Raw genomic sequence first — 24,103 nt, forward strand, 5'->3', positions numbered from 1 at the left:
ACGCCCTAAGCCAAATCGGCCTAGGGCGGTAAAAATATCAAAGACCCGATACCCTGTTAATCACAAGGCAGCTCCGCTTAAGTGAACTACGTTGCACCACTCGGCGGGCCCATCAGTTTACCCAGTTTACCTCCAGATCAATAGAAGGGCTTGGGGTCGACATCCAATGAGCTGGGCGACACACCTCTGTCTATATTGAGATCCGACTTTAGCAAGTCCACCATGGTTACATCGGTATATCGCTTAAACTTCAAGGAATAGAAGCATTTGACTATGGGGTGCAACACATCTCTGTCTTTGGATTCCCAGACTATGCCCACTCGGCCATCGGACAGTTGCACCAAAGAACCGACCGGATAGACACCGATACAGCGAATGAATTCGTACACCAGGCTCTCATCCAGATGAAAGGGCGTCAGACTGAGCAGAATTTTAAAGGCGGCTGCCGGGCTCATCGCCTCTTTATAGCAGCGGGTGGCAGTAAGGGCATCATAAATATCTACGATACAGCTCATACGCCCATGCAGCGTCAACTCATCCCCTTTCAGGCCCCTTGGGTAACCACGGCCATCGAGTTTTTCATGGTGCATCAGACACACATCCTTGCTCACTTGAGGCAAGCCCTTGGCCTGTTCCATGATCTCGATGGCATAGGTCTGGTGCAACTTCATGTGCTCAAACTCTTCCGGCGTCAGCTTGCCCGGCTTGTGCAGTATCTTGTTATCCACCTTAATCTTGCCGATATCATGGAGAATACCGCCGATGGCCAGCTGTCTGAGCATCTCACGATCCAGTTTGAGGTATTTACCGAAGGTGATCAGCAGGAAGGCGACATTGACCGAATGTTCCAGTAAGTAGGCATCTTTGGATCTCAACGCCGATATGCATTTCATCGCATCCGAGTCGAGCATCACCGACTCGATCATATTGTCTGCCAATGCCGCGAACGGCTCGACCTCTATCGCCTTGCCTTCGAAGGTTTCACTGAGGACTTTGCGCACTAAGCCCTTGGCCTCTGTCAGTAGCTGTTTGGCCTGACCTCTTGCCAATTCAGGGTTAACCGAGGTTTTACGAGGATGGCTATTGCAAACGGGAGGCTGCTTTTTCAAGCCGCAGCCATCGCTGGAACGCTCAACATCGACCCAGACAAAGCGAATGCCGCTGTTGCTGAGTTTGTTGATCGCCTGGCGGCTTCTGATCTGGCCGGCATTGGCGACAGCTAACCGGCCATTGTTCTCAATGGCCGAGACATACATGCCTATCCCCAATCGGGTGACGGGCAACTTCAACAGGGCTGCTGTCGGAACCACATCAGTCATTCTTTCACTCCGGCAAATGCTTCTGTCCTTATCCGAAAAACGTTTGTCAGGGCTTAATAACGACTCTCCAACAAATGTCACTCGGCTTTGCCGTATTCTAGAAGCCAAATCCGGAAATGCCTATGCACCCAAGGGGGTAAAGTTTGCCTTTATGATGCCAATCTCACTCAGATATTGGGCCAAGACACTGAAACCCTTCACTCAACCAGCGGCGATACTGGCAATTGTAACAGGAGCGGGTCACATCATCTATCTGTTCATCTTCATCATCTTCGGCAAAACAAACACACTGACCGGCTACCTCGCGGGCGGCCTGTAGATTGCTGCTGCCACCGAGAAACAGGCGTTTGCCCTGCTTGAGTTCAAACCATTGCTGCATTCAGAACTCCTTCAGCTGCTGTTTACCGGCATTGTGCCACTCGGCGCCACGTTTGCTGACCAGGAGGGCAAACTTATGCTCGGCCCAAACGGCTTTGACCTTGCCGCTGAGCCACACTGTGTCGGTTTCCTGCAACCACTCACCATCTGTGGTCAATACGCCATCGAGCTCAGAGCGCTTTAGTATGTCGGCAACGCCAAAAGGCGCCGCTTCATCTGTCTGGCCAAATTGCAGCTGGCCTTTCACTCGGCCATCATTACCTGTGAGCCTTAGCCCAAGGCCCGCCAGGGCGCCGATAACACCCTGCCCTGTGCCGCCATGCTCGCTGAGACTGATACCCAAGCGTTTGGCCAAACCGTAAGCTTGCTCCTTGGTCTTGACCTCTTGCTTGGCCTCACGACCAAAAGCCATCAGCGCTTCCTGACCGCTGAAACCGGCCAGAGACAAGAGCGCCAACCCAGGGTCGGCGGCGCTGGCAGATTCCCTGAGCAGATGAGCTATGGCCAACTCACGTATCGTCTCTAAGGTAAGCTCACCGCGATAACCAAAGCACATGGCACTATTGTGGGAAGTGTAGGGAATATCCGGATGCACATAGAGCTGATGCCGGGTCACCAAAGAGGTTTGCCCACCTTGTTGGGTCAGCAACTCAGCTATCTCAGAAGCTATCTCACCGGTGCCTTTGGTGCCGATATCATCGGTATCGTCTATACAAATCAGCCAATCTTTCATCAATAAACCTTAATCAATCTGTCTGAATATCTTTGTGGAGAAGATCGTGAGCCTTGAGGCGTCTCAAAACGGGGGGCACCAGCAGCGCCCCGACTATGGCAAAGACGCCACCTTGTAAACACTTGAGACCAAAACGCACCAAGGCCACCTGCTCACTCATACCCACCAGCAAATCCTCAACCAACCCTTTAGCGGCCCAGGCGATACAGCCCACCAAAGCCAGGGCGATGAAACGCCAACGCAAGTTAAACGCATTAGCCAGCAGCAGAAGCGCCAGGTCCATGGACACAGCCGGAACCACAAATTTGAGCAAAATAAGCGGGCCGCCTTTGCCCACCCCCAAGGTCATGGCAACCACTCCGGCCAAGGCGCCGCAAGCTGTCATGGCACCCATGCGTCCGACGATGCCGTAACAGGTGAGATAGAAGAAGCTCATCAGCAGCATAGAATGTCCCGACAAGCCGAGCTTCAATCTGAGCATGCTCTTGACCGCCACCAATAAAGTGGCACAAAAGCCGATGAAGAGCGCATCCTGCAATTGAAATCCTTTGATGTTATTTGTTGCCATGTTCGCTCCGGGTATCCTGCCAATGGGTCGGCTTGGAAGTGTGACCAAAGTGGCGGCTTTTGGCGGCAAGCGCCATCTGTTTGGCCAACTTAAGCAGTTGGATCAAGAGGGGAAATAACACACAGTAGGCCAGTTCAGGCCAATTGCGGGGATTGAGCAGTTGTTTGGGAGCAATTCGCGCCCCCCGCAGTCGCTGCAGTTGATAGATCTCGGCGATCTCCTGAGTCATAAAGGGCAGCAGACCTATAGAAGCGGCCACCACAAAGGCCCATTTGGCCGGCATAACCAGGCATAACACTTCACCGATCCGCTCCGGACGCACGGTAACCGACAGCCACCATCCCGGCAGCAAAGCCAGAGTAATGCGGGCCACCGCCAAGGTGCCTTGTCCCAATTGCTCGCCGCCATGCATCAGTGCATACAGCCCCAAAGTAAAACCGAGTTGCAATAGAACAAAGCGGATTACCCCACCTATGGCGCCACGCTGCAGCATGCCATGAGCCACCAAGATCAGGTTGATAGCCGCCAGCCAGGGAAGCTGAGTTTGAGGCAGGAGAAAGGCTGCCGATGACAGAGTCACTACCAAGATCAAAGCTGTGGCACTGCCCCACACACCTAGATCCAGCCTCTTGGAAGAAGCGCGGCCATGGCGCTGTCCTTTAACCCACACAGGTAACCTCCTCTGGGGAAAACTCGATTTCCAGTTGGCCTTGTTGCAACTGCCACAACTGACTACAAGGTAAATCTGGCAAGGGTCTGTGGCTGGCAATCACTATGCTGCCTCCCTGTTCACGCAAATAGTTGAGTATCTGCCAAAGCTGCCCCAGATGTTTGCCGTCCAGCCCAGCCAAGGGGTCGTCCAGCAGCATCAAACTGGGAGTCAAACACGCGATAGAAGCCAGGGCAATCAAGTGCTGCTGTCCATAGGAAAGCGTATGGGGGGAACTTTGAGCCAGATGCAGCAAATCAAGCTGCTCAAGCAGGCTCTCTGCCCGAGACAGCGGCAAGTCGAAGCGGCGCAGGCTGAACTGCATCTCCTCAATCACTGTGGCCTCAAACAACTGACGGTTGGGACGCTGCATCAACAAACCCAACATGGAGCCATAGGCACCAGGCTTGGGTTTACGGCCAAAGACCCTTAGCGGCATGGACGCCACCGCGGGTTGAATACCGGCTATCGCCTTCAGCAGGCTACTCTTGCCCGAACCATTGTTACCGGTCAGAGTGACCAATTCTCCAGCGCCCAAAGACAGGCCCTGCTGACACACAAACAGGGGCGAATGCCCCTGATAACGAAATTCAAATGAAGTGGCACTGACCAGTTCCCGACTTCGGTCCGGCTCCAGGCGTTTCAAATGGTTGGCGGATTCGACCCGGTAACTGCCGGGAAACAGGCGCCCTTGGTCCAGGTACCAAAAGTGTTCAACAACCGAGGCAAAAGCCTGGGGATTATGCTCCACCAGTACCACAGCCATACCTTCAGCCCGAAGATTACGGATCACTGCCAGCAATTCATCGACACCGGTATCATCCAGTTGCGCCCAAGGTTCATCCAACAGCAAAACCGCAGGTTCACTCACCAACTGGGCTGCAATCATCAAGCGATATTTCTGTCCGAGAGACAACTTGCTGACTTGAGTTTCCAGCGAGACAAACAGCCCCACCCGGCGCAATGCATGCTGAACTCTGGAGATCATCTGGCCGCTGGGCACACCGAGGTTTTCCAAGGCAAAGGCCACCTCGGCACCAACTGTTTGACGCAATATTTGCACTTGGGGATCTTGCATCACCAGACCCACCAACAACCCTTGACGACGGAAAATACCGCCTTCACAGGGACGCCGCTGCAGCCCGGCAAGCAAAGCCAGCAAACTGGACTTACCCGAACCCGTGGGGCCACTGATGCAGTGGCAGGATCCGGATTCTATTTTCAGATCCAGATCCCTCAATATCAAAGGCTGCAAACAACCATGATTGAAATTGATCCCTTCGAGTTCGAGTAAGCGCATTATCAGATCTGCCAGTTAATCCCAACAAAGACTTGTCTACCAGCCTGAGGTAAAGAATCACTCTGATAGTAGTTCTCGTCCAACAGGTTGGTGGCTCGTAAATAGAGCTCTAGATTATCTTTAAGCAAAGGTTGTACCAGATTGATGTCCACCAGGGTGTAATCATCCAAGGATTTCTCCTGCCATACCTTCTGACCGCCGATCTTCTCCTGATCGTAGTAGTTCTGATCCATGATACGTTCCACATTCAGGTGGATACGAGTCTCGGTCGGCAACTTGTAGCCCAACTGGAAACGCAGTTGATGCTTGGGACGATAGTCCAGACCATCAAAACCTGTGCTGCTGTCTCTGTCTTCAGCGTGCAGATAACTGTAGCTCAAGCTCAAATCCAGATTATCTATACTCTTGTTGGACAGCACAGTATCCAAACCCTGGAAGCGATAGTTGCCTATGTTCTGATACATACCACTGGCATCTTTGGCAATGTAATCATCAGCATCTGTGTGATAGAGATAGAGTTGCAGCTCGGTATTCATACCCAGCCCCTGCTCCAACCCTAACTCAACATGCTTGGAGATTTCAGTTTCCAGCTGCTGATTGCCGGAAGACAGGGAATAAAGGTTACGCATGGAGGGGAAACGTACCTTACGAGCCGCACTCAGGCTCAGACGGGTATCGTCAGCCACTTGCCAGAAACCTGAGGCCAGCGCCGAGTAATCATTCTCATTGCCTTCGGTCTTGTCCATGTCGTGGTATGCGCCGCCCAGAGTAAAGCCCCAATCACCGTCGGACTGGAACTGATACTCGGCCGCGGCGGTATAAACCCAGGCCGAATCATCGAAAGACTCACCGCTGCCACCACCAGTTCCAGTGCCGCCGCCGGAACCACTACCACCACCAGTTCCAGTACCGCCGCCGGAACCACTGCCACCACCAGTTCCAGTACCGCCGCCTGAACCGCTGCCACCACCAGTTCCACTACCGCCGCCGGAACCGCTGCCACCACCTGAGCCATTACCGCCGCCAGAGCCCTTGGCTGCTGCAATCTTGCTGCTGCCGGACTTCTTCGAGGAGCCAAAGCTTTCAGCTACCGCTTCCCAGCTCTGTTTTTCAGCAATCACTGAGGTAGTCAGGATACCTGCAGTGTCGAAGTCGGTGATCAACTGCAGATTTGCGCCCTGCACTTTGGAGGTGCCATCCTGAGCTTGAGTCAGCTCGGCGTAGCTGTTGTCGCCGTACACGGTTTCATAGGTATCACTCTGGTTGTGATAACCAAAACCACGGAAAGTGAAAGTATCATTGAACTTATGTGCCAGGCCCAACTGGAAAGTCTGTGAATCATAGTCATCGACCCGCTCAAACTTCACCCGGCCACTGCCGCTGCCATCTCTTGGGGGCTTGCCCCACTCACCCGAACGCAGTGCCATATTGGCAATGAGTTGAGTATTATCGCTGAGCCAATAGCTGCCTTGGGCATACAGATTGGACAGTTCTTTATCTGCGTTGTTGCGCTGATATTTATCCTGATACTCAGTGGTTTGATAGTCAGAAGACATAGGGAAACCATCTGTGTGCTGATAACTTGCACTGATGAGTCCCTGCCAGTTATCGCCCGAACCGGCGGCACTGATATCGCCCTTGAAGGTGTCATCCTTGGCCAATTCCAGGTTGCCGGATACCGCCGGAGCGCTGTCGCCACGCTTGGTGATGATGTTGATAACACCGCCGGCGCCGCCTGGACCATAGAGAACCGAGGTTGGGCCAACGGAGACTTCAACTCTGGCAATCTGGCTGGTTGGGATCACGCTGGGATCAAACTGACCATCATCGGCACTATTGGCCGGTACACCATTGATCAACAGAGTGACATGGCGGGTCTTGAAACCACGGATATCCACCCTTGGAGTGCCCTCACCGCCGTAACGCACGTAAACGCCGGGAACATTCTTCAACACCTCATCCAGGCTCTGGGCCCCCAGAGCTTTGATTTCTTCTTCAGAAATGCTCCAGTTGGTGGTGGCAACTTCGGTGGCGTTGGCACGCTCACCGTGCACTACTATCACGTCCATGGCGTTATTGACCAGAGGGTCACGTTCAATAGAGGCCGCATTGGCCTGCATGGCACAGCCCAGCGCCAGTGCGAGGGCAGAGAGTTTTACCGGAATATGGGACATAAGGCTCTTCTGTCGTTTCTGATTGGGATTATCCGGGCTATTCTGGCGCCGCCCAAAAAAGCTACAAGCTCAGTGACGGTAAAAACCAATACAGATCGACAAATTAATACAAAGGGAGTAGATAACAGAGTCGACTACGGACAGATTGTCCCAGCAAGACAATTTGCCTAGCAAAAATGTCCACTTACATCACATTAACCTAAGCTGATTAATGGGATCATGCTATACGTCACACCGGCCCCTTCGACGGCTTGACACTCGAGGTGTGGAACTTTAGTTTGTGTTAAAGATACTGTTAGCCGGACGCTTTCTGCTTCCGGATCCCTTTGTTCGGATGTTCGGAGCTCCCCTTGTCTGCACTTACCCTGTCTCAGGCCATTTCGTCACTCAAAGACAAGCTGTGTCAATTGGCCAAGCTGACACCAGCAGAACCTATTGTCCAACTGGCCGCGGAGGTACAGGCGATCCCATTGATCTCCTGGCTGGCTTCCCAGCCCAGCTACCCAAGAATTTATTGGCAAGGAAGGGACAGACTCGAGGAGGTGGCCGCCATCGGCAGTTGCCTGGATTTCCGTTTCGAAGATGAAGTCACAGACGAGGCTCTGGCCGAAGTCTATGAGACACAACGGGCCTACTCCAGTAACCAGGAGATCCGCTACTACGGCGGCGTCGCCTTCGATCGCGAAATCGCCTCCTGGCCCGAGTTCGGCCGCGCCAGATTCCTGTTACCCCGAATTGAGCTGAGGCGCAGTTCAGATTATTTCCGGCTCTTGGTTAATCTGAATCTGGGGCAGGGAGACCAGCAGCAAGAGATAGCCCAAGCACAAGCCGCACTGGATGCACTGGTGCCGGCCCGCCCCATGACGCCACCGACCAAGACTGAACAACTGTCACGCAATGACAGGCCCGATTATCCGCGTTGGAAGACACTGGTGGAACAAGTTACCGCCCCTAAATTCAATCAGGACACTCCCAAAGTAGTATTGTCACGCCTGACTCAGCTACAGGTGAAAGACACTCCGGATCCCTGGCAAGTATTGGCCAGTTGGCAAGGACGTAACCCCAACAGTTTTCAATTCGGTTTCGAATTCAGCCCACAGCGCAGCTTTATCTCCTGCTCACCCGAACGCCTTTATCGCCGTCAGCAGCAGGAACTGTATACCGAAGCACTGGCGGGTACTACCATTCGCGGCCTGAGCCCAGAAGAAGATGAACGCCTGGCGCAGCAGCTATTGGATGACAACAAGAATAGTAATGAAAATCAGCTTGTCAGAGAGCATATTGTCAAGGCGTTGACCCCGCTGAGCCGCTATGTCGGTGCCGATGAGACACCCACCATCTTCAAACTCAACCATATTCAACACCTGCACAGATCGATTCGTGCCGAACTGCGTCACGGGGTGAAAGATTTTCAACTGCTGCAGGCCTTGCACCCAACCCCGGCCGTCGGTGGTTTACCGCGGGAATCTGCCATCAGTTTTCTGCGCCAGCGGGAAGGCTATATGCGTGGTTGGTATGCCGGAGCCTGTGGTTATCTGAATAAATATGAGAGTGAATTTGCGGTAGCCATCCGCTGCGCCCTGCTGGAACCCGGCTGTATCAACCTGTTTGCCGGTGCCGGCATAGTCGCAGGTTCAGATCCACAAGCCGAGTGGCAGGAGCTGGAAAACAAACTCGCCACCATAATGTCGATTTTGCTGGATTTTTAAGGTGATGGCTGCTCCTGTACCCTCAGTTGCAGCGACTCCAGGCTCTGCAGTTTAATCTCTGCCAATTCCCCGGAACGCTCCAACTGCTCAAAGCCTTGGTCAAACAAGGCCTTCAGCTCGAGCCCTTTGGGATTATTGGCGAAGGCAAAATAAACATCTGCCCGCAGCACATCTTCGATAAGTACCAATTTTCTTGGCTGTTCCAACTGCGACAACAGTGGCTGCATGTCGGGTTTATAATCGAGTACGGCATCGATTTTGCCTTCATTCACCTTACGCAGCATCTCCAGCAGGCTGCTGTTTTCTTGATAGAGCATGGGCACCTGGGTCAAGGTAAAAAAACGATAAGCGATCAAAGCCTGAACCTTTCTATGGGTCAAAGACACCATACCTTGCCAAACACTGGCCAGTTCAGGAGTTACTGCAGCATCTATCACCTCGGTTTCTACTTTGTGAGCACTGTAAATTCCCTTGGAGATATCCCCCAGATAAAGCCCTAACACCATATCAACCTGTTCGCGCTCCAACATATACAGAGAGCGAGGGAAAGGAACAAACTGAATTTCCAGTTGCCATTCCGGCTCGGGGAATACCCTTCGCAACAACTCAAAATAATAACCTTCACCATTGGTTTCGGTATAACCGCCCCAACTGGCGGTAGCTATCTGGATCTTGGTCGGTTCGGCAATGGCCGGCCAGACAAACGTCAATAAGGCCAGCAGCAGGCAGCAGATTCGATTCATTTAACTCTCCTGTCTTCCCTTTCAGTGTAGAGTAGCTTTAAGGGAGGTGCGAACAAGTCCCATGCCTGCCCTGCATAGACTTAAAGGTCCAAATATAGGAACTTCCTTAGATGGGTTGGACATTTTTTACGCTTCCCTCTTGTCAGCTGAATTTTGGGCTCTATAATGTGCGCCCTTTCGGTCAAACCGAAAATGCGGGTTCCCTCACCCCGCCCAGCCAACTAAAAAGGTCACAATATGTTAATGTTAACCGGCGCGCAGCTCAAACGCGCACTGATCCTCTTGGTCAGTTTTCACATCCTTATTATCAGTGCCAGTAACTATCTGGTGCAGCTCCCATTTCAGCTATTCGGCTTCCACACAACCTGGGGCGCCTTCAGCTTTCCTTTTGTCTATCTGGCAACCGATCTGACGGTACGGATATTCGGCCAAGCTACCGCCCGGCAGATCATCTTCAAGGCCATGCTACCGGCCTTGTTAATCTCCTATGCCATGGGCGTACTGTTTCATCAGGGTAACTTTCAGGGGCTGAGTGCCCTGTCGGACTTCAATACCTTTGTATTCCGTATCGCTTTTGCCAGTTTTGCCGCCTATCTGGTGGGCCAGTTGATGGATATCGCAGTGTTTGCCAGAATTCGCCGCCAGTGTGCCTGGTGGGTCGCTCCGGCGGCCTCTACCCTGGTGGGCAACCTGGTGGATACTCTGGTGTTCTTCAGTATCGCCTTCTTCGCCTCCAGTGACCCCTTTATGGCCGCCAACTGGCCGGAAATTGCCGCAGTGGATTACAGCTTCAAGCTGTTGGTTAGTCTGGGGCTGTTCCTGCCGGCTTATGGTGTGCTGCTGCGGGTACTACAGGACAAGATCTTGCAGACAGAAAACCAGCAGCAATTCTCCTGATGCATTCAACTGGCCAGACCTGTTATAATTTTGGCCAGTTTTTATCCCGCAATCTGTGACATTTTGCGGCCCGTTGAGAGAATAATGATGTACTCCATTGAAATCAAAGCTATTACTGAAATAGATCAGCAACAGATCGACGAGATCATGGCCTTGAGTGCTCAGATCCCCGAGTTTGATTCCGGCTACCAACAGCAAGAGTTCGAACGTCGACTGACAGGCAATGCCTGTTTATTGTTGTTGGCCTTTGTGGAAGGTGAATTGGCGGGATTCAAGCTGGGTTATGCTCTGGACGAGCATTGTTTTTACAGTTGGTTAGGCGGTGTATTACCCGATTATCGCAGTCTGGGGCTGGCGCGCAGTATGCTGGAAGCACAGGAGCGTTGGGCCACTCAAGCCGGTTACAAACAGATCCAAGTTAAGACCCGCAACCAGTTCCGCTCTATGTTGAATATGCTGATCAGCCATAAGTATCAGGTGGTGGATTTCCGCGCCGAGCCTGGGCATATTGCCGACAACCGCCTCTATCTTGAAAAGAGCATGTACTAAGGAAGTCTTGCAAAGGACTAGGGGTATTTGCTGCGAACCACGCCTTACATCCAGGCCTGTTAGCCGACGCAGAGCACAGATAGGGCTTGTTCGCACCTTACCTAAAAAAAGAGTACGCCAAATGGCGTACTCACAAAGACTGCAGGGAAGCAGTTCTTAAAACGCTTTGCTGATTCCTATCACCAACCTGTCATCGAAGATCTCTGTCTGGGTACCATAGACCTTGTGATCTGCTTCAACCGTACTGCCGTGGTAGCGCAGATCCAGGTTGAAACCATAAAATTCTTTGCTTACCCCCAGGTTCCAGTGTCCCCATCCTTCGGCACCATTACCGTTCAAGTCCTGATAACCGACAGAGCCAGAAACCTTGATACCATTCTCGAAAACATAGCTGGGGTGCAAGGCATAGTTGACCCCGTGCCAACCATCGACACCGAACCAGTCATCCACAGTTGGCGTCACTTCCAGTTGCAGATTGGCCCGACCGAAAGACTTGCCGAGTTTAAGCCACAGCTCTGTGTAGTTAGAGTAAGACGCGCCGGGATAGAGATATGAGAACAGCATGACATCATAGGTGAAACCTGAATCACCCAACTCACCGCTCTTACCGATGAAAGGCGCTGTGACTATCTCAAGATTGGGGTCGGCAAACTTGATGTTGGAGGCAAATACCCCGGCATACCAACCGGCGTCATGGTTCCAGCTGAATGTTCCCTGGACTACGGGCACATCACCATCCAGGGTTTCCGATTCGCCGCGGAACACATAGTCAGAGGCAAAGGTTAGATTGCCGGCAAAACTACCACCGGCGAAACGGGGAGCTTCGTCAGCCAGAGTCATGGAACTGCTGCACAGCAGCAAACTTGATAAAAACAGCTTATGAGTTGGGTTCATCTTTATCCACCAGAGCTTGAGAATTGTTAGCCCGGATAGTAAGAAGAAGTTATGAACAGGGTTATCTAGGTGAATGAACCGTGAAGGAATGAATGTGAACAATTATGAATGACTGCGGCAGCGCCGCAGTCATAGCGGCTTATTCGAAACCCTCGGGATGCTTCACATACTCGGGGATCTCCAGCAGCATGTTACCCCAGTAACCGAACAAGGCCTGATAGATAAAATCAATAAAGATTATGTATTTACGAGGCAAGTAGGCACGTTTTGGATAAGACAGCAACAGGGTGTTATGTTCCATAGGAAAGTCTTCCAGCACGGCCACCAACTCCCCTTTTTGTAAGGCTTCATCGGCGATCATCGGCGGCAGACAAGTGATCCCCAAACCGGCAATGGCCGCTTCCCGGGCCAAGGTAATATTATTGACCTTGAGTTGAACCTCAGGAGTGATCACCTGCCATTCATTGCCATCAAAAATCTTCCAGCAACCGTCATTGATAAGCTGGATCCCCCCCTGCTCTATGCCCTTGTGATGCCAAAGATCATCCGGGGTCTGCGGAGTGCCGTGGCGTTTAAGATACTCAGGGCTGGCCATCAGGGTGGTGCTGGTCTTCACCAGTTGATAATGCTGCAGGCGTGAATCTTCGATGCCGCACAGATGGAACAGTATATCTATCCCTTCTTCAACCATATCCACCTTGCGATTAGTCAATTCAGCTTCTATGGTAATATCCGGGTAAGCCTCAAGAAAACGGGCAAATACCGGGCCGAGAAATAGCTGTCCCATCTCGATAGGGCAGACTACCCTCAGATTGCCCTTAACCCGCTGCTGGTTGGCACTGAGCTGGGCTTCGGCATTTTCCAGATCCACCAGAATCTTGGTGATCTTGTTGTAATATTCGGCACCGGCCTCGGTTAGCCTCAATGCCCTAGTGGTTCTGAACAGTAGTTGAACACCGGTCGCCTTCTCCAACTCGGCGACTTTGCGACTAACTGTAGTCTTGGTTAGCCCCAACGCCTTGGCGGCGCCGGTAAAGCTACCTTGTTCAACAACTTGAGCAAATATTTGTACCCTGTTTAGATCCATTTATTGTTGCACCTGTGGGACAGTGGGTTTATTTCTATATGACTAATCAAATTATAGTGACAGTAGTAGAATACTCGCCTCGCGGTGGAGGATCCAGCATGGTGCAGAGAAATTTCTGCGGTTTAGCCATGGGTCACTCAACCTTAAAACGCTTGCTGCAGTTGGGAAAGGTGTCTTTGTCTCCAGGGCAAAAACAGAATCTTTTCCAAACGGGCAGAAACGGGATTTGGATACATAAGTTGTTGAATTCATAAATCTCACAACTAAATGTAAATAAATGGCAATAGTGTCGTTTATTGATTAAAAAATTTTCATTCATTTACACTTTTCGCTTATCCTGTAGCTTGTTGATACAGAATGCTTGTGCGATAAATATGGGTTCGAAAATTTTGCTGGCGAACTGCGCCAGGAAGCCTGTCGTACAAGACACTTTCCCTTCCCGGCAAGCAGATACTGATTAGGAGTTATCATGCGGCATGTACTAAAAGTTGCCTCAGTTGTAAGTATGGCGTTATGGATGACGGCCTGTGGGTCGGAAGCTGAACAAGCCAAAAGCAATCAGGCGGCCCCCGCTATGGAAGTCAGTGTCCTGGAAGTCAAGTCGGCTCCGCAGGCACTGCAAGTGCAACTGCCTGGGCGCAGCATAGCTTTCCTTGAAGCCGAAGTTCGGCCTCAGGTTAATGGCATCATTCTGAAACGTAGCTTCACCGAGGGCGGTGATGTGAAACAGGGTGAGTCACTGTATCAAATTGACCCTTCTACCTATAAGGCCTCTCTACAGAGCGCCAAGGCGGATCTGGCCCGCGCCGAAGCGGCTCTGGCTTCTGCCAAGGCAACTCAGGCCCGGTATCAGGAACTGGTCAAAACCAAGTACATAAGTAAAGAAGAGTACGACAAGGCAGATGCTTCCTATAAAGAAGCGCTGGCAGCAGTGGAAGTGGCCAAGGCGGCCATCAATACTGCAACCATTAACGTCAACTATACCGAAGTACAGGCACCTATCTCCGGTCGTATCGGTAAGTCCAGCGTTACTGCCGGTGCTCTGGTGACTGCTAACCAGGCTCAGCCACTGGCGACCATCCAACAACTGGATCCCATCAATGTGGATATAGTGCAGTCCAGTACCCAGGTGCTACGTCTCAAGAGCATGTTGAAAGCCGGTAAACTACAGGCTTCCGATGACGCCGAAGTGACTCTGCTGCTGGAAGATGGCTCGACTTATGATCATAAGGGTCGCTTACAGTTTGCCGAAGTCAGTGTCGATCAGAGCACAGGTTCTGTGACGCTGAGAGCCGAGTTCCCTAACCCGGACCATACGCTGCTGCCTGGTATGTATGTGCGCGCCATTCTCAACACAGGTGTCGATCCTCAAGCGATTCTGGTACCACAAAAAGCCATCACCCGTAGTCCCAAGGGTGAAGCTGTGGCCATGTTGGTGAATGCCGAAAACAAGGTTGAAGCAAGGGTGATCAAGACTGCCGATGTCATCAATCACCAGTGGCGGGTAACAGAAGGACTCAAGCCAGGTGACAAACTGATTGTCGAAGGGCTGCAAAAAATCCGTCCCGGCATGGCTGTGACGGCCAAACCCATGACAGCAAACCAGCAATAACAGGGCGGAAGTTATGGCACGTTTCTTTATCGATCGCCCCATCTTCGCATGGGTGATCGCGATTATTATCATGCTGGCAGGTGTCTTGGCCATTAAGGCCCTGCCGGTTTCCCAGTACCCGGATATTGCGCCACCAACCATTGTGGTTGCGGCCAACTATCCAGGTGCGTCGGCCAAAACTGTTGAAGATTCTGTGACCCAGGTGATTGAGCAGCGCATGACAGGACTCGACCACCTGCGCTATATCAAGTCCACCAGTGACAGCTTCGGTAACGCCGAAATCACTCTGACCTTTAACGCCGAGGCGGATCCCGACATCGCCCAGGTTCAGGTACAGAACAAGCTGCAGGCCGCCATGGCTTTGCTGCCTCAGGAAGTAACGGCTCAAGGTGTCAGGGTTAACAAGTCCAGCTCAGGCTTCTTGATGGTGGTCGCCTTTATTTCAGATGATGGCTCCATGACCAAGGCCGACCTCGCCGACTACGTGGGTTCCAACGTTCAGGATCCCATGAGTCGGGTACCAGGTGTGGGTGAAACCACCCTATTCGGTGCCCAGTACTCAATGCGTATCTGGGTCGACCCACTGAAGCTGACCAACTACAACCTGACCACTCTGGATGTAATCGCTGCGATTAAAGAACAGAACGCTCAGGTTTCTGCCGGTCAGTTGGGTGGTGCCCCTGCGGTTCAAGGTCAGGAGTTGAATGCGACTATCTCGGCTCAGAGCCGTCTGCAAACGCCTGAGGAATTCAGCAACATCATCCTCAAATCGAATCCCTCGGGTGCCAATGTCTATCTGAGTGATGTCGCCAAGGTTGAACTGGGCTCTGAGAGTTATTCCATCGAATCACTCTACAATGGACGCCCTGCTACAGGTCTGGCGATCAAGCTGGCCACTGGTGCCAACGCACTGGATACCGCCGAAGCCGTGCGCGCCAAGGTAGAAGAGATGCGTCCCTTCTTCCCGGCCAGCATGCAGGTGGTGTATCCCTATGACACTACCCCCTTCGTAAAGAACTCCATCGAAGGTGTAGTTCATACTCTGCTGGAAGCCGTGGTACTGGTGTTCGTCATCATGTATCTGTTCCTGCAAAACTTCCGCGCAACCTTGATCCCAACGATTGCGGTGCCGGTAGTATTGCTGGGTACCTTCGCTATCCTGTCTTTCACCGGGTTTTCGATTAACACCCTAACCATGTTCGCCATGGTACTGGCCATCGGTCTCTTGGTGGATGATGCCATCGTGGTGGTGGAAAACGTTGAGCGGGTAATGTCCGAAGAGGGACTCAGCCCCAAAGAAGCGACCAAGAAGTCCATGGGGCAGATCACCGGAGCCCTGGTGGGTATTGGTCTGACGCTGTCAGCCGTATTTGTTCCCATGGCCTTCATGTCAGGCTCTACCGGGGTGATTTACCGTCAGTTCTCCATCACTATCGTATCGGCGATGGCGCTGTCGGTATTGGTGGCCATCATTCTGACTCCGGCACTTTGTGCCACTATGCTTAAGCCACTGAAGAAGGGGCATACCCATGCCGAAACCGGCTTCTTCGGCTGGTTTAACCGTAACTTCGATCGCATGACTGGCAAGTACGAAAGTACTGTTGCCAGCATCATCAAACGTTCAGTACGTATGAGTGCCGTCTATCTGGCGCTGGTTGTGGCCGTAGGCTGGATCTTTATCCGTATGCCAACCGCCTTCTTGCCGGACGAAGATCAGGGCATGCTGTTTACCCAGACTATACTGCCAACCAACGCGACTCAGGAAAGTACCATGAAAGTACTGGAAAAAGTCTCGGATCAATTCCTGGCAGACGAAAACGTCAAATCGGTTCTGAGTGTGGCGGGCTTCAGTTTTGCCGGTCAGGGGCAGAACATGGGTATCGCCTTCGTCGGACTGAAAGACTGGTCTGAACGTACGGCTCCAGGCAGTGATGTTCAAGCGGTTGCCGGCCGAGCCATGGCGGTGTTCAGCCAGATGAAAGAAGCCTTCGTGTTTGCCTTCGTACCGCCTGCGGTAATTGAGCTGGGTACGGCCAACGGTTTTGACCTCTTCCTGCAGGACAAAAATGGCCAAGGACACGAAAAGCTGGTTCAGGCCCGTAACCAACTGCTGGGCATGGCGGCTCAGAATCCCAACCTGGTGGGTGTACGCCCCAATGGTCAGGAAGATGCGCCCATGTATCAGCTGCATATAGATCATGCCAAGCTACGGGCGCTGAGCGTCAACATAGGTGATGTCAACAACGTGCTTTCTGCCGCTTGGGGTGGCTCCTATGTCAACGACTTCATCGACCGTGGTCGGGTGAAGAAGGTTTATGTTCAGGCCGATGCCAAATACCGGATGCAACCTGAAGATCTGGACTCCTGGTATGTGCGTAACACCCAGGGAGACATGGTGCCCTTCTCAGCCTTTGCCACCGGCAGCTGGGAGTATGGTTCACCACGTCTGGAACGCTTCAACGGTCTGCCGGCGATGAATATCCAGGGTGCGACTGTCCCCGGTTTCAGTACCGGTGAAGCGATGAACATCATGGAAGACATGGTTAACCAGCTACCGCCAGGCTTTGGTATCGAATGGAACGGCCTCTCCTACGAGGAACGTCTGTCAGGCAACCAGGCGCCTGCGCTCTACGCGCTATCGATTCTGGTGGTATTCCTGGTATTGGCGGCCCTGTATGAAAGCTGGTCTGTGCCTTTCGCGGTTATTCTGGTAGTGCCTCTGGGTATTATCGGTGCTCTAATCGCCATGAATGGTCGTGGCCTGCCAAACGACGTGTTCTTCCAGGTGGGTCTGTTGACCACTGTGGGTCTGGCAACCAAGAACGCCATTCTGATTGTGGAGTTCGCCAAGGAATACTATGAGCAGGGCTCCAAACTTGTCGACGCCACCCTGCACGCGGTGCGGGTACGTTTGCGGCCGATTCTGATGACCTCGCTGGCATTCGGTCTCGGGGTTGTGCCTCTGGCCGTCAGTACAGGTGTGGGTTCAGGCAGTCAGAACGCCATTGGTACCGGGGTACTGGGTGGTATGATCAGCTCAACCTTCCTGGGTATCTTCTTTATCCCACTCTTTTTCGTGGTGGTAGAGCGCATGTTCAGTAAGCGTGAGCGTGAAGAGCGTAAACTGCGAAAACAGGCCAAATAATTCGCCTGTCACCTCAAAGCCCGGCCGATATGCCGGGCTTTTTGTTGCCTGTTGCAAATCACTTCTACATGCAGCTTCAACCACTTAATACCTGTTAGGTTCGCATCCGGCCTTAGGGCTTGTCATGCCGCCCAAAATGTAAAATTGGTGGGCAACAAAGGGTTAAAGAAGCTGGTCAAGCGCGCCAATAAAGCTTAGGATCTGCACAGAAAACAGCACTTTTTGGAGTAATTCACCTTATGGGTATCAGAGCCATAGTCGTCGACACCGCCGGCACTACGACAGATCTTAACTTTATTCAGGATGTGCTTTTCCCCTATTCGGCCAAGGCATTGCCGGAATTTTTGGAACGCTATCAAGATAATATTCTGGTAGAGAACTGTATCAGCGACACCAAGGAGATGGCATTGGAACCGGATGCCGATCTGCCGCGGGTAATAGAAATACTCCAGCAATGGGTTGCCGAAGATCGCAAGGCCACGCCGCTGAAGACACTGCAGGGCCTGATCTGGAAACAGGGCTATGCGAAGAACGAATTTACCGGCCACATCTATCCTGACTTCATTGAAGCCATCAAGGAATACAAGGCTCAGGGACTCAGGATATACAGCTTCTCTTCCGGCTCGGTGGAAGCCCAGAAACTGCTGTTCAGCCACAGTGATGGCGGCGATCTGACCGAGCTGTTCAACGGTCATTTTGATACCCGCACCGGCGGCAAACTGGACAAGCAAGCCTACTGCAACATTATTAACACCATAAGCCTCAGCCCGAAGCAGATACTGTTTGTCTCAGACATGTTGGAAGAGCTTAAGGCCGCAGCTGCAGCCGGACTGCTCACCTGCCAGATGGTGCGTGAAGACGGGCAACGCACAGGTGATTTCCGTCAGGTGAAGAGTTTCGCCGAGCTGAAGATTGACTGATAACCGCCCGAGTTAACTGATGAATCAAGGGGAGCCAATGGCTCCCCTTATTGTTTACAACACCTATTTCTTATCCCGGAAAATAAACGCCTGTACGGAATGTTGTTCCCCTCTTGAGACAGAGAGCCGCTGTTGTTATCCTGAGCCAACAAAAATAAAACGGTCGTTTAAATATGGAAGATTTTACTCAGCGTTACCCACAACACTCGCAAATCCCGGTGGCCTGGGGCGAAATGGATGCCCTGCAACACGTCAACAATGTGGTCTATTTCCGCTATTTTGAGAGCGCCAGAATCGACTTCTTCAATCGCCATTTTCCCTTGGGTGAGATGTACAAACAGGGGATGGGGCCGGTGATTAGCGAAAACCAAGCCAGGTACAAACGTCCAGTCACCTACCCGGATACCCTGCTGATAGGGGTCAAAATCAGCGATATAGGTGAAGACAGGTTTACCATGCATTACGAGGCGTACAGCAAGGCACAGCGAGCCATTACCACTACAGGTAGCTCTGTCGCCGTCATGTACGATTTTAACAAAGGTACCAAGGCCAAATTACCGCAAGAATTGCTGGCAATTCTCAAGGAATACCAAGAATAAAGTTGGTGTTCGAGTGAGTCTCTATTACACTTTTTTCCTATTAATAAACACAATAATAAGAGAAAAGCCCCTCAATGAGACTCTTTCTGCTGTTCTTCATGACTTGCTTCATGTGCTTCCAGGTCAAATCTGCACCCGGAGCCACTTCTTCTCCTGAACAGCAACTGGCCTCGGCCAGCGCTATCTTGGTAGACATGAAAACCGGTGAAGTCCTCTATGAGGACAACCCGCAGCAGGTGCAACCTATCGCCTCAATAACCAAGTTGATGACGGCGCTGGTGACGCTGGATGCCAAGTTGCCGCTCAACGAGCGAATTGCCGTGGATGTCAGCCAAACCCAAGTCATGCAAAATGTGGTATCTCGTATCCGTATCGGCAGTGAGTTAAAACGCAAAGAGGCGCTGGCACTGGCATTGATGTCTTCGGAAAATCGCGCCGCCGCAACCTTGGCACATCACTATCCCGGCGGTTACCAAGCCTTTATCCAGGCGATGAATGCCAAGGCGGCAGAGTTGGGGATGACGGACAGCCACTTTGTCGAACCCACAGGACTGTCGGAACAGAATGTCTCCAGCGCCAGAGACTTGGTCAAACTGCTGCAGGAGACTAAAAAGTATCCTTTGATAGGCGAGCTGAGCTCGGCGCCCAACCTCAGCGTCATGTTTCGTAAACCCAGATATAATCTGGCGTTTTACAACACCAATCGCCTGGTGAACAAGAAAAACTGGCAAATTTCGCTTTCCAAGACGGGTTATACCGATGACGCCGGTCGCTGTCTGGTAATGCTGACCCAAATGGCCAAGCGGGAAGTCGCCTTTGTGGTACTGGACGCCTTCGGCAAGCTGAGCCATCTGGCCGATGCCAACCGCTTAAAAAAGTGGCTGGAAACCGGTAAAGTCAGTCAGGTTCCCCAAGAAGCACTGGACTATAAACAGCAAAAGCAAACAGAGCGTCAATCATTGCTCTCTGCCCGTTAATATTCAAAACCACCGGCGACCCAGCGCAGGTTTTTGCTCTTGCGCGGTCGTCCCCATATCGGTATTTGTTATCATCCCGCCACCTTTTAAAGGCCTTTGGCCTTCGCAGTTACTGAGTCAGGAAGATGCAGTCATTTAAAAAGCACACCCTTATCCCGCTGGATCCCCGGGATCCCCTCTCCATCAGCCTGGCGCTGGCGCAATACCGGCAACAACTGCAGCAAGGTACTATTCTGCGCCAGGGCATGTTCGATATCGAATTTGTCGCCGTGACAGACAGCGGCAACCGCCGCCTGCAAATCGATGACCTGCAAGACCCAGGACTGCGCAGCCTACTGCAGGAAGCCCTGAGCCTGGGGCCGGATAGCGAAGGGTTCATGCTGCCGCCACTCATCAGCGACGAGTGTGACCTCTACCTCTCTGAACCCTTGATGTTCGCCATTGCCATGCAACACTCTCGCCTGGCACCCGCACTGCTGGCCACCGCCGAGGCCATGATAGACTTCGCCCGCAGGCACAATGATCTGCAGCGCATGTGGCTGGACGACAGCCGCATTTTCGGGGTCGAGGCCCTGTTTCTGCTGGCCAGACGCACACCCGAACTGGCCTGGCTATTGGCACGCTTTCTGATCCCCGCCTGGGACAATGTCTACAGCAATGGCTATGAGCAATATATGGCTCGGCTGCTCGAGCTCAATGGCTGGAGCCCGGATATGCTGCGGGCCTTTGTCTGGTGCGACAGCGACCACTTGCGCCAGGGCTTCTTCTACAGCGGCGAAACCGGCATTCAGAGTCATCAGCCTCTGGCCGACTTCCTCAAGCAAAATCCACAGCAATATCCTCTATTCAAACAGCTGTTGAGCGAACGTTTACTCAATAGCCCGAAACTGCTCGCCGCCGAAGACCGCCCACTCGGCAGAGTCGATGCCGTGCTGCATTTCTTTGTCAGCATGTACCCGATTGAGTTTGCCTGGTTTGAAGTTGAACAGAGCGAGGGGCTGGATACCCTGCTTGAAAGCCAGTTTATTCGCGTCAGTCTCGAAGAGGAGATAAGCGACCTGCGCGCCGCCATAGAGAGCCAGGCCAGTGGCGCCCTGGCCTGTTACAGATGCGGCATAACCGAAAGCGTCGAAACCGACGCAGATGAGCAAGACGACAACTATCAGGATGAGGACGATGAGCGGCCGGGCAGGCTGCTGCGTCTGTTAAAGCCATTGGTACTGGCGCAACCCCAAGGCGCGGCATTGTGGCAATATCTGCATGATGGCCGCCAACCCCAGGCGCTGGCGGCTCAGCAACCAATAGCATTAATTCCCGCCTGTAAGGCCAAAGCCCTGGGGCTCTATCACTACATAGTCGACTACTGCGTTACGGCAGAATCCAATCGGCATATTGCCGAAGAGCTGAGCAGCATTCTCAGTGATAGCCGTTATGAACTGCTCTATGGTGATCAAGAAGACGTCGAAGCCTTTGCCGATATTTTGCCATCAAAGAGTCTGCAGCAAAGGCAACAGCAGTATTTACGCCTGCTGGATATCTGGTTCGCTTGGCTTGGCAAACCCGAACTGGAAGAGATCCGCGAAAACCTGGTCGACGATGAAGGACTGCTCGATGATGTCCAATATCTGCAGCGCTACGGCAACCTCAGTGACACCAGTGAGCAGGCGCTGCTCGAGGCGCAACTGGCTAAACTGTTGCAGCAGTGGAACGACAAGCGCCAGGTCTACAACCGCCCCTTGTTGAACAAGACCCTGGCCTTATTCCGGCAACACCGGCAGCTTGCCAACCCGGATAACTGGCCTCTGAGCCAAATGGAGCTCGGCCACTATGTTTTGCTGGCCTTCCTTTGGCAACAGGATAGTCTGGCCGGGTGCCATGACGCCATCAGCCGGGCGCTGAGCGAGAGATTAAACGCTAATAGTCCTTGGGAACTGCTTGCCGGGCAAGTGCTCAAGCAGGCCGCAGACGATGCCAAGCCGCTCAAGGCGTTTATCTGTCGGCCCGAGTCATCTCTTTGTGAGCTTGAGGCGCTGCAACTGGCACAAGACCAGCTCTATCGAAGAGGGCGTGATAGTGTTGGCCGCCAATTGACCCTGGAGCCCATCAGTGACTTCCAGCCCAAATACCTACTGCTCGACAAACAAGACGGTTTTCGCCGCGGTGCCATGCTGTGCTATTTCCTGCTGGCCTCGCAGCACGTTTTCACTCACTCCTCGACTCAGCCAAATGAGCCGCAAGCACCGGCTCTCATACTGGCCCGGCGCCTGTGGCAATGGCTGCTGGAACTGGCGCCACTCAAACTCTTGCATTATGCCGCCATGCCTTACAGTGACGATAATTTCGACCCTGAGTTTGACTCTGATACCGAGCGCCAGGGCTTTGTCAGCAGCATGCAATCACTCGGCGTCAGTGAAGCCCTGCTGACAGTGTTTGACTTCCAACTGTCGCTGAGCAGCGGCGATGGCGCCAACACCCTGCGCGCGCTAGCGCAGCTGAGCCAGTTGGCCCAAGCCTCATCGAGCCAGGCAGATACACTGCTGCAGGCACTGAGACGACTGCCGGATAGAGAGAAGCTCAATGCCTTCGAACTGCTGGAGCTGCAATTTCCCGGGCAAGGCTTTATCCAACACCCTGAGCTGCAGCGGGAGTGGTCACTCTGCCTCGAGTATTTTATTCGCGACAACCTCAAGAGTTGGCAGCGGATACTGGCTCAAGACTTTGATGGCCGCTGCCAGTTGTTGGAGCAGGGCATAAAGCAGCCTGTGGTTGCCGCACCGCAACTTGTGGTTTGCGAGCAGGCCCAAGATGACAGGTGGGACTGGCTCAACGTCAGCCTGCTTCGGCGTCAGGGTGAAGAGTTGCAGGCATTATTACTGACCCAAGCGATACCGCCGGAGGGCTTACCCCAAGGTGTTCCGGGCGAGGTGCTGCTGTTTGACGAGAGTGTCAGCGCCGAGGAGATCTTGGCGACATTCAAGGCCCTGTACTCAGCAGATGCCAGGGTTGCCTTGGTCAATGCTCGACTGCAAACATACCTGAGTGGTGAACTGCCGCTGGCAGCCATGCAAACCTGCCTGCAACGCCTGTTCGCCCTTGATGAGCTGAGTATCTACTCATCCTTCGAGCGTTATGATCTCAAGCAGTTCCTGTGGCTGCTACCCACCCAAACCCGGCAGCGACTGTTGCAGCTCCTGCTTGGCTACCAATTGGGATTTGAACTGTTCGATAAGCAGCTATTGCGGGCCTTTATGGCCGACAAGGTGCGCCGCGGCGACTGGCCAGCGGCGCGATACATAGACAGGAGATACCAGGACAGCGATGAGCTGCAGGAAGCCGCGCTGAGCTGGCTGCTGCAAACCTTGGAGCCGCTGCGGCTTGAGCCGATGAAACTGCTGCGTTTTTGCCTCGGCAAGGGGGAATATGAAGCTCCCTGTGACTGGCTAGTCGCTCAACTGAGAAACGGCACGCTGACGCCCCTTGTTACTCAGTTGACTGTCAATGAGAAAATCGAGCTGATCGATTGCCTGGAAGGCGACTATCCAGATGCTGCCGAGTTGCTCTCGGCGCTAGCCAACGATGGCTCCCGCCGGGTCAGAGATGCCATGGCGGGACTAGTCTAACTGTCACCCATGGTAAACAGTGAAGGGCGCGCAGAGACTCTGCATGGAATGGTCTCTGCCGCTCCCCTTCAAACTTCTGAATATGAGAGCATGTATCCGGCAAACAGGCTTGTTATCATCGCCGCCACTATTTTCAAGGGTCTAGCCCGCACAGTAACTGAGTCAGGAAG

Annotated in this window: 19 protein-coding genes; 9 read left to right on the top strand and 10 right to left on the bottom strand. The window is 52.8% G+C overall.

Translation table 11 applies throughout. The annotated features are described in order from the left end of the window. Positions 1–137: 137 nt before the first annotated feature. The 7 genes from ACMHXE_RS09150 to ACMHXE_RS09180 form a co-directional block, all read right to left on the bottom strand. Positions 138–1,319: an HD-GYP domain-containing protein gene (locus tag ACMHXE_RS09150; protein ID WP_226565170.1), complete on the bottom strand. Its 1,182-nt coding sequence runs from the start codon at positions 1,317–1,319 to the stop codon at positions 138–140. A gap of 163 nt (positions 1,320–1,482) precedes the next feature. Beyond that, positions 1,483–1,698, bottom strand: a complete 216-nt coding sequence (locus ACMHXE_RS09155; RefSeq protein WP_025009171.1) for a hypothetical protein — start codon at positions 1,696–1,698, stop codon at positions 1,483–1,485. After that, positions 1,699–2,430: a DNA-binding protein gene (locus ACMHXE_RS09160; RefSeq protein WP_101055881.1), complete on the bottom strand. Its 732-nt coding sequence runs from the start codon at positions 2,428–2,430 to the stop codon at positions 1,699–1,701. It lies immediately after the preceding gene. A 13-nt stretch (positions 2,431–2,443) separates the two neighbouring features. Continuing rightward, positions 2,444–2,998, bottom strand: coding sequence for a core component of ECF transporter (locus ACMHXE_RS09165; protein ID WP_101055882.1), 555 nt, complete (start codon positions 2,996–2,998; stop codon positions 2,444–2,446). Further along, positions 2,985–3,668 (bottom strand): energy-coupling factor transporter transmembrane component T, encoded by a 684-nt coding sequence (locus ACMHXE_RS09170; RefSeq protein ID WP_413732053.1) that lies wholly within the window; start codon positions 3,666–3,668, stop codon positions 2,985–2,987. Before ACMHXE_RS09170 ends, ACMHXE_RS09165 begins: the two co-directional genes overlap by 14 nt. Then, positions 3,658–5,007, bottom strand: a complete 1,350-nt coding sequence (locus tag ACMHXE_RS09175) for an ATP-binding cassette domain-containing protein (protein WP_101055884.1) — start codon at positions 5,005–5,007, stop codon at positions 3,658–3,660. The genes ACMHXE_RS09170 and ACMHXE_RS09175 overlap by 11 nt, the downstream gene beginning before the upstream one ends. Before the next feature lie 2 nt (positions 5,008–5,009). After that, on the bottom strand, positions 5,010–7,181 hold the full coding sequence (locus ACMHXE_RS09180) for a TonB-dependent receptor plug domain-containing protein (protein WP_101055885.1): 2,172 nt from the start codon (positions 7,179–7,181) through the stop codon (positions 5,010–5,012). A 350-nt stretch (positions 7,182–7,531) separates the two neighbouring features. Here ACMHXE_RS09180 and ACMHXE_RS09185 point away from each other — a divergent pair, with 350 nt between their 5' ends. Then, positions 7,532–8,890 carry an isochorismate synthase gene (locus tag ACMHXE_RS09185; RefSeq protein WP_413732056.1) on the top strand — a complete coding sequence of 453 codons (1,359 nt, stop codon included), beginning with the start codon at positions 7,532–7,534 and terminating at the stop codon, positions 8,888–8,890. Here ACMHXE_RS09185 and ACMHXE_RS09190 read toward each other — a convergent pair. After that, positions 8,887–9,633, bottom strand: coding sequence for a substrate-binding periplasmic protein (locus ACMHXE_RS09190; RefSeq protein WP_224867748.1), 747 nt, complete (start codon positions 9,631–9,633; stop codon positions 8,887–8,889). The genes ACMHXE_RS09185 and ACMHXE_RS09190 overlap by 4 nt on opposite strands. Positions 9,634–9,870: 237 nt before the next feature. Between ACMHXE_RS09190 and ACMHXE_RS09195 the strand changes: the two genes are divergently transcribed. Together ACMHXE_RS09195 and ACMHXE_RS09200 are read left to right on the top strand one after the other, a co-directional pair. Continuing rightward, entirely contained in the window at positions 9,871–10,530 is a 660-nt protein-coding gene (locus ACMHXE_RS09195; protein ID WP_165565923.1) for a 7-cyano-7-deazaguanine/7-aminomethyl-7-deazaguanine transporter, read from the top strand. Positions 10,531–10,614: 84 nt separating this feature from the next. Continuing rightward, positions 10,615–11,079 carry a GNAT family N-acetyltransferase gene (locus ACMHXE_RS09200; RefSeq protein ID WP_308427928.1) on the top strand — a complete coding sequence of 155 codons (465 nt, stop codon included), beginning with the start codon at positions 10,615–10,617 and terminating at the stop codon, positions 11,077–11,079. A gap of 156 nt (positions 11,080–11,235) precedes the next feature. Here the strand turns inward: ACMHXE_RS09200 and ACMHXE_RS09205 are convergent, their stop codons facing one another. Continuing rightward, on the bottom strand, positions 11,236–11,973 hold the full coding sequence (locus ACMHXE_RS09205; protein WP_413732058.1) for a TorF family putative porin: 738 nt from the start codon (positions 11,971–11,973) through the stop codon (positions 11,236–11,238). Positions 11,974–12,112: 139 nt separating this feature from the next. Beyond that, on the bottom strand, positions 12,113–13,060 hold the full coding sequence (locus tag ACMHXE_RS09210) for a LysR family transcriptional regulator (RefSeq protein ID WP_101055890.1): 948 nt from the start codon (positions 13,058–13,060) through the stop codon (positions 12,113–12,115). Between the two features lie 469 nt (positions 13,061–13,529). On the opposite strand from ACMHXE_RS09210, the gene ACMHXE_RS09215 reads away from it, so the two are divergent. The 6 genes from ACMHXE_RS09215 to ACMHXE_RS09240 all read left to right on the top strand — a co-directional run bounded on the left by ACMHXE_RS09215 (position 13,530) and on the right by ACMHXE_RS09240 (position 23,933). After that, positions 13,530–14,672 (top strand): efflux RND transporter periplasmic adaptor subunit, encoded by a 1,143-nt coding sequence (locus ACMHXE_RS09215; RefSeq protein WP_413732060.1) that lies wholly within the window; start codon positions 13,530–13,532, stop codon positions 14,670–14,672. 13 nt (positions 14,673–14,685) lie between these two features. Next, positions 14,686–17,817 (top strand): efflux RND transporter permease subunit, encoded by a 3,132-nt coding sequence (locus ACMHXE_RS09220; RefSeq protein WP_101055892.1) that lies wholly within the window; start codon positions 14,686–14,688, stop codon positions 17,815–17,817. 239 nt (positions 17,818–18,056) lie between these two features. After that, positions 18,057–18,737 carry an acireductone synthase gene (gene mtnC / locus ACMHXE_RS09225; RefSeq protein WP_224868338.1) on the top strand — a complete coding sequence of 227 codons (681 nt, stop codon included), beginning with the start codon at positions 18,057–18,059 and terminating at the stop codon, positions 18,735–18,737. A gap of 173 nt (positions 18,738–18,910) precedes the next feature. Continuing rightward, positions 18,911–19,336, top strand: coding sequence for an acyl-CoA thioesterase (locus tag ACMHXE_RS09230; RefSeq protein ID WP_224868337.1), 426 nt, complete (start codon positions 18,911–18,913; stop codon positions 19,334–19,336). Positions 19,337–19,410: 74 nt separating this feature from the next. After that, the gene (gene pbpG, locus ACMHXE_RS09235; RefSeq protein ID WP_101057379.1) at positions 19,411–20,313 is read left to right on the top strand and encodes a D-alanyl-D-alanine endopeptidase; all 903 of its coding nucleotides are present in this window, start codon (positions 19,411–19,413) and stop codon (positions 20,311–20,313) included. Between the two features lie 125 nt (positions 20,314–20,438). Continuing rightward, positions 20,439–23,933: a hypothetical protein gene (locus ACMHXE_RS09240; protein WP_413732063.1), complete on the top strand. Its 3,495-nt coding sequence runs from the start codon at positions 20,439–20,441 to the stop codon at positions 23,931–23,933. Positions 23,934–24,103 lie beyond the last annotated feature (170 nt).

This window comes from Shewanella sp. BJSY2023SW007 (assembly GCF_047314525.1).
In the GTDB taxonomy this organism is placed as follows: domain Bacteria; phylum Pseudomonadota; class Gammaproteobacteria; order Enterobacterales; family Shewanellaceae; genus Shewanella; species Shewanella chilikensis.

Excerpts from the sequence above, each read along its gene's own strand:
- ACMHXE_RS09150 (WP_226565170.1), bottom strand. The coding sequence starts at position 1,319 with ATGACTGATGTGGTTCCGACAGCAGCCCTGTTGAAGTTGCCCGTCACC.
- ACMHXE_RS09155 (WP_025009171.1), bottom strand. The coding sequence starts at position 1,698 with ATGCAGCAATGGTTTGAACTCAAGCAGGGCAAACGCCTGTTTCTCGGT.
- ACMHXE_RS09160 (WP_101055881.1), bottom strand. The coding sequence starts at position 2,430 with ATGAAAGATTGGCTGATTTGTATAGACGATACCGATGATATCGGCACC.
- ACMHXE_RS09165 (WP_101055882.1), bottom strand. The coding sequence starts at position 2,998 with ATGGCAACAAATAACATCAAAGGATTTCAATTGCAGGATGCGCTCTTC.
- ACMHXE_RS09175 (WP_101055884.1), bottom strand. The coding sequence starts at position 5,007 with ATGCGCTTACTCGAACTCGAAGGGATCAATTTCAATCATGGTTGTTTG.
- ACMHXE_RS09180 (WP_101055885.1), bottom strand. The coding sequence starts at position 7,181 with ATGTCCCATATTCCGGTAAAACTCTCTGCCCTCGCACTGGCGCTGGGC.
- ACMHXE_RS09190 (WP_224867748.1), bottom strand. The coding sequence starts at position 9,633 with ATGAATCGAATCTGCTGCCTGCTGCTGGCCTTATTGACGTTTGTCTGG.
- ACMHXE_RS09195 (WP_165565923.1), top strand. The coding sequence starts at position 9,871 with ATGTTAATGTTAACCGGCGCGCAGCTCAAACGCGCACTGATCCTCTTG.
- ACMHXE_RS09200 (WP_308427928.1), top strand. The coding sequence starts at position 10,615 with ATGATGTACTCCATTGAAATCAAAGCTATTACTGAAATAGATCAGCAA.
- ACMHXE_RS09205 (WP_413732058.1), bottom strand. The coding sequence starts at position 11,973 with ATGAACCCAACTCATAAGCTGTTTTTATCAAGTTTGCTGCTGTGCAGC.
- ACMHXE_RS09210 (WP_101055890.1), bottom strand. The coding sequence starts at position 13,060 with ATGGATCTAAACAGGGTACAAATATTTGCTCAAGTTGTTGAACAAGGT.
- ACMHXE_RS09215 (WP_413732060.1), top strand. The coding sequence starts at position 13,530 with ATGCGGCATGTACTAAAAGTTGCCTCAGTTGTAAGTATGGCGTTATGG.
- ACMHXE_RS09220 (WP_101055892.1), top strand. The coding sequence starts at position 14,686 with ATGGCACGTTTCTTTATCGATCGCCCCATCTTCGCATGGGTGATCGCG.
- mtnC (WP_224868338.1), top strand. The coding sequence starts at position 18,057 with ATGGGTATCAGAGCCATAGTCGTCGACACCGCCGGCACTACGACAGAT.
- ACMHXE_RS09230 (WP_224868337.1), top strand. The coding sequence starts at position 18,911 with ATGGAAGATTTTACTCAGCGTTACCCACAACACTCGCAAATCCCGGTG.
- pbpG (WP_101057379.1), top strand. The coding sequence starts at position 19,411 with ATGAGACTCTTTCTGCTGTTCTTCATGACTTGCTTCATGTGCTTCCAG.
- ACMHXE_RS09240 (WP_413732063.1), top strand. The coding sequence starts at position 20,439 with ATGCAGTCATTTAAAAAGCACACCCTTATCCCGCTGGATCCCCGGGAT.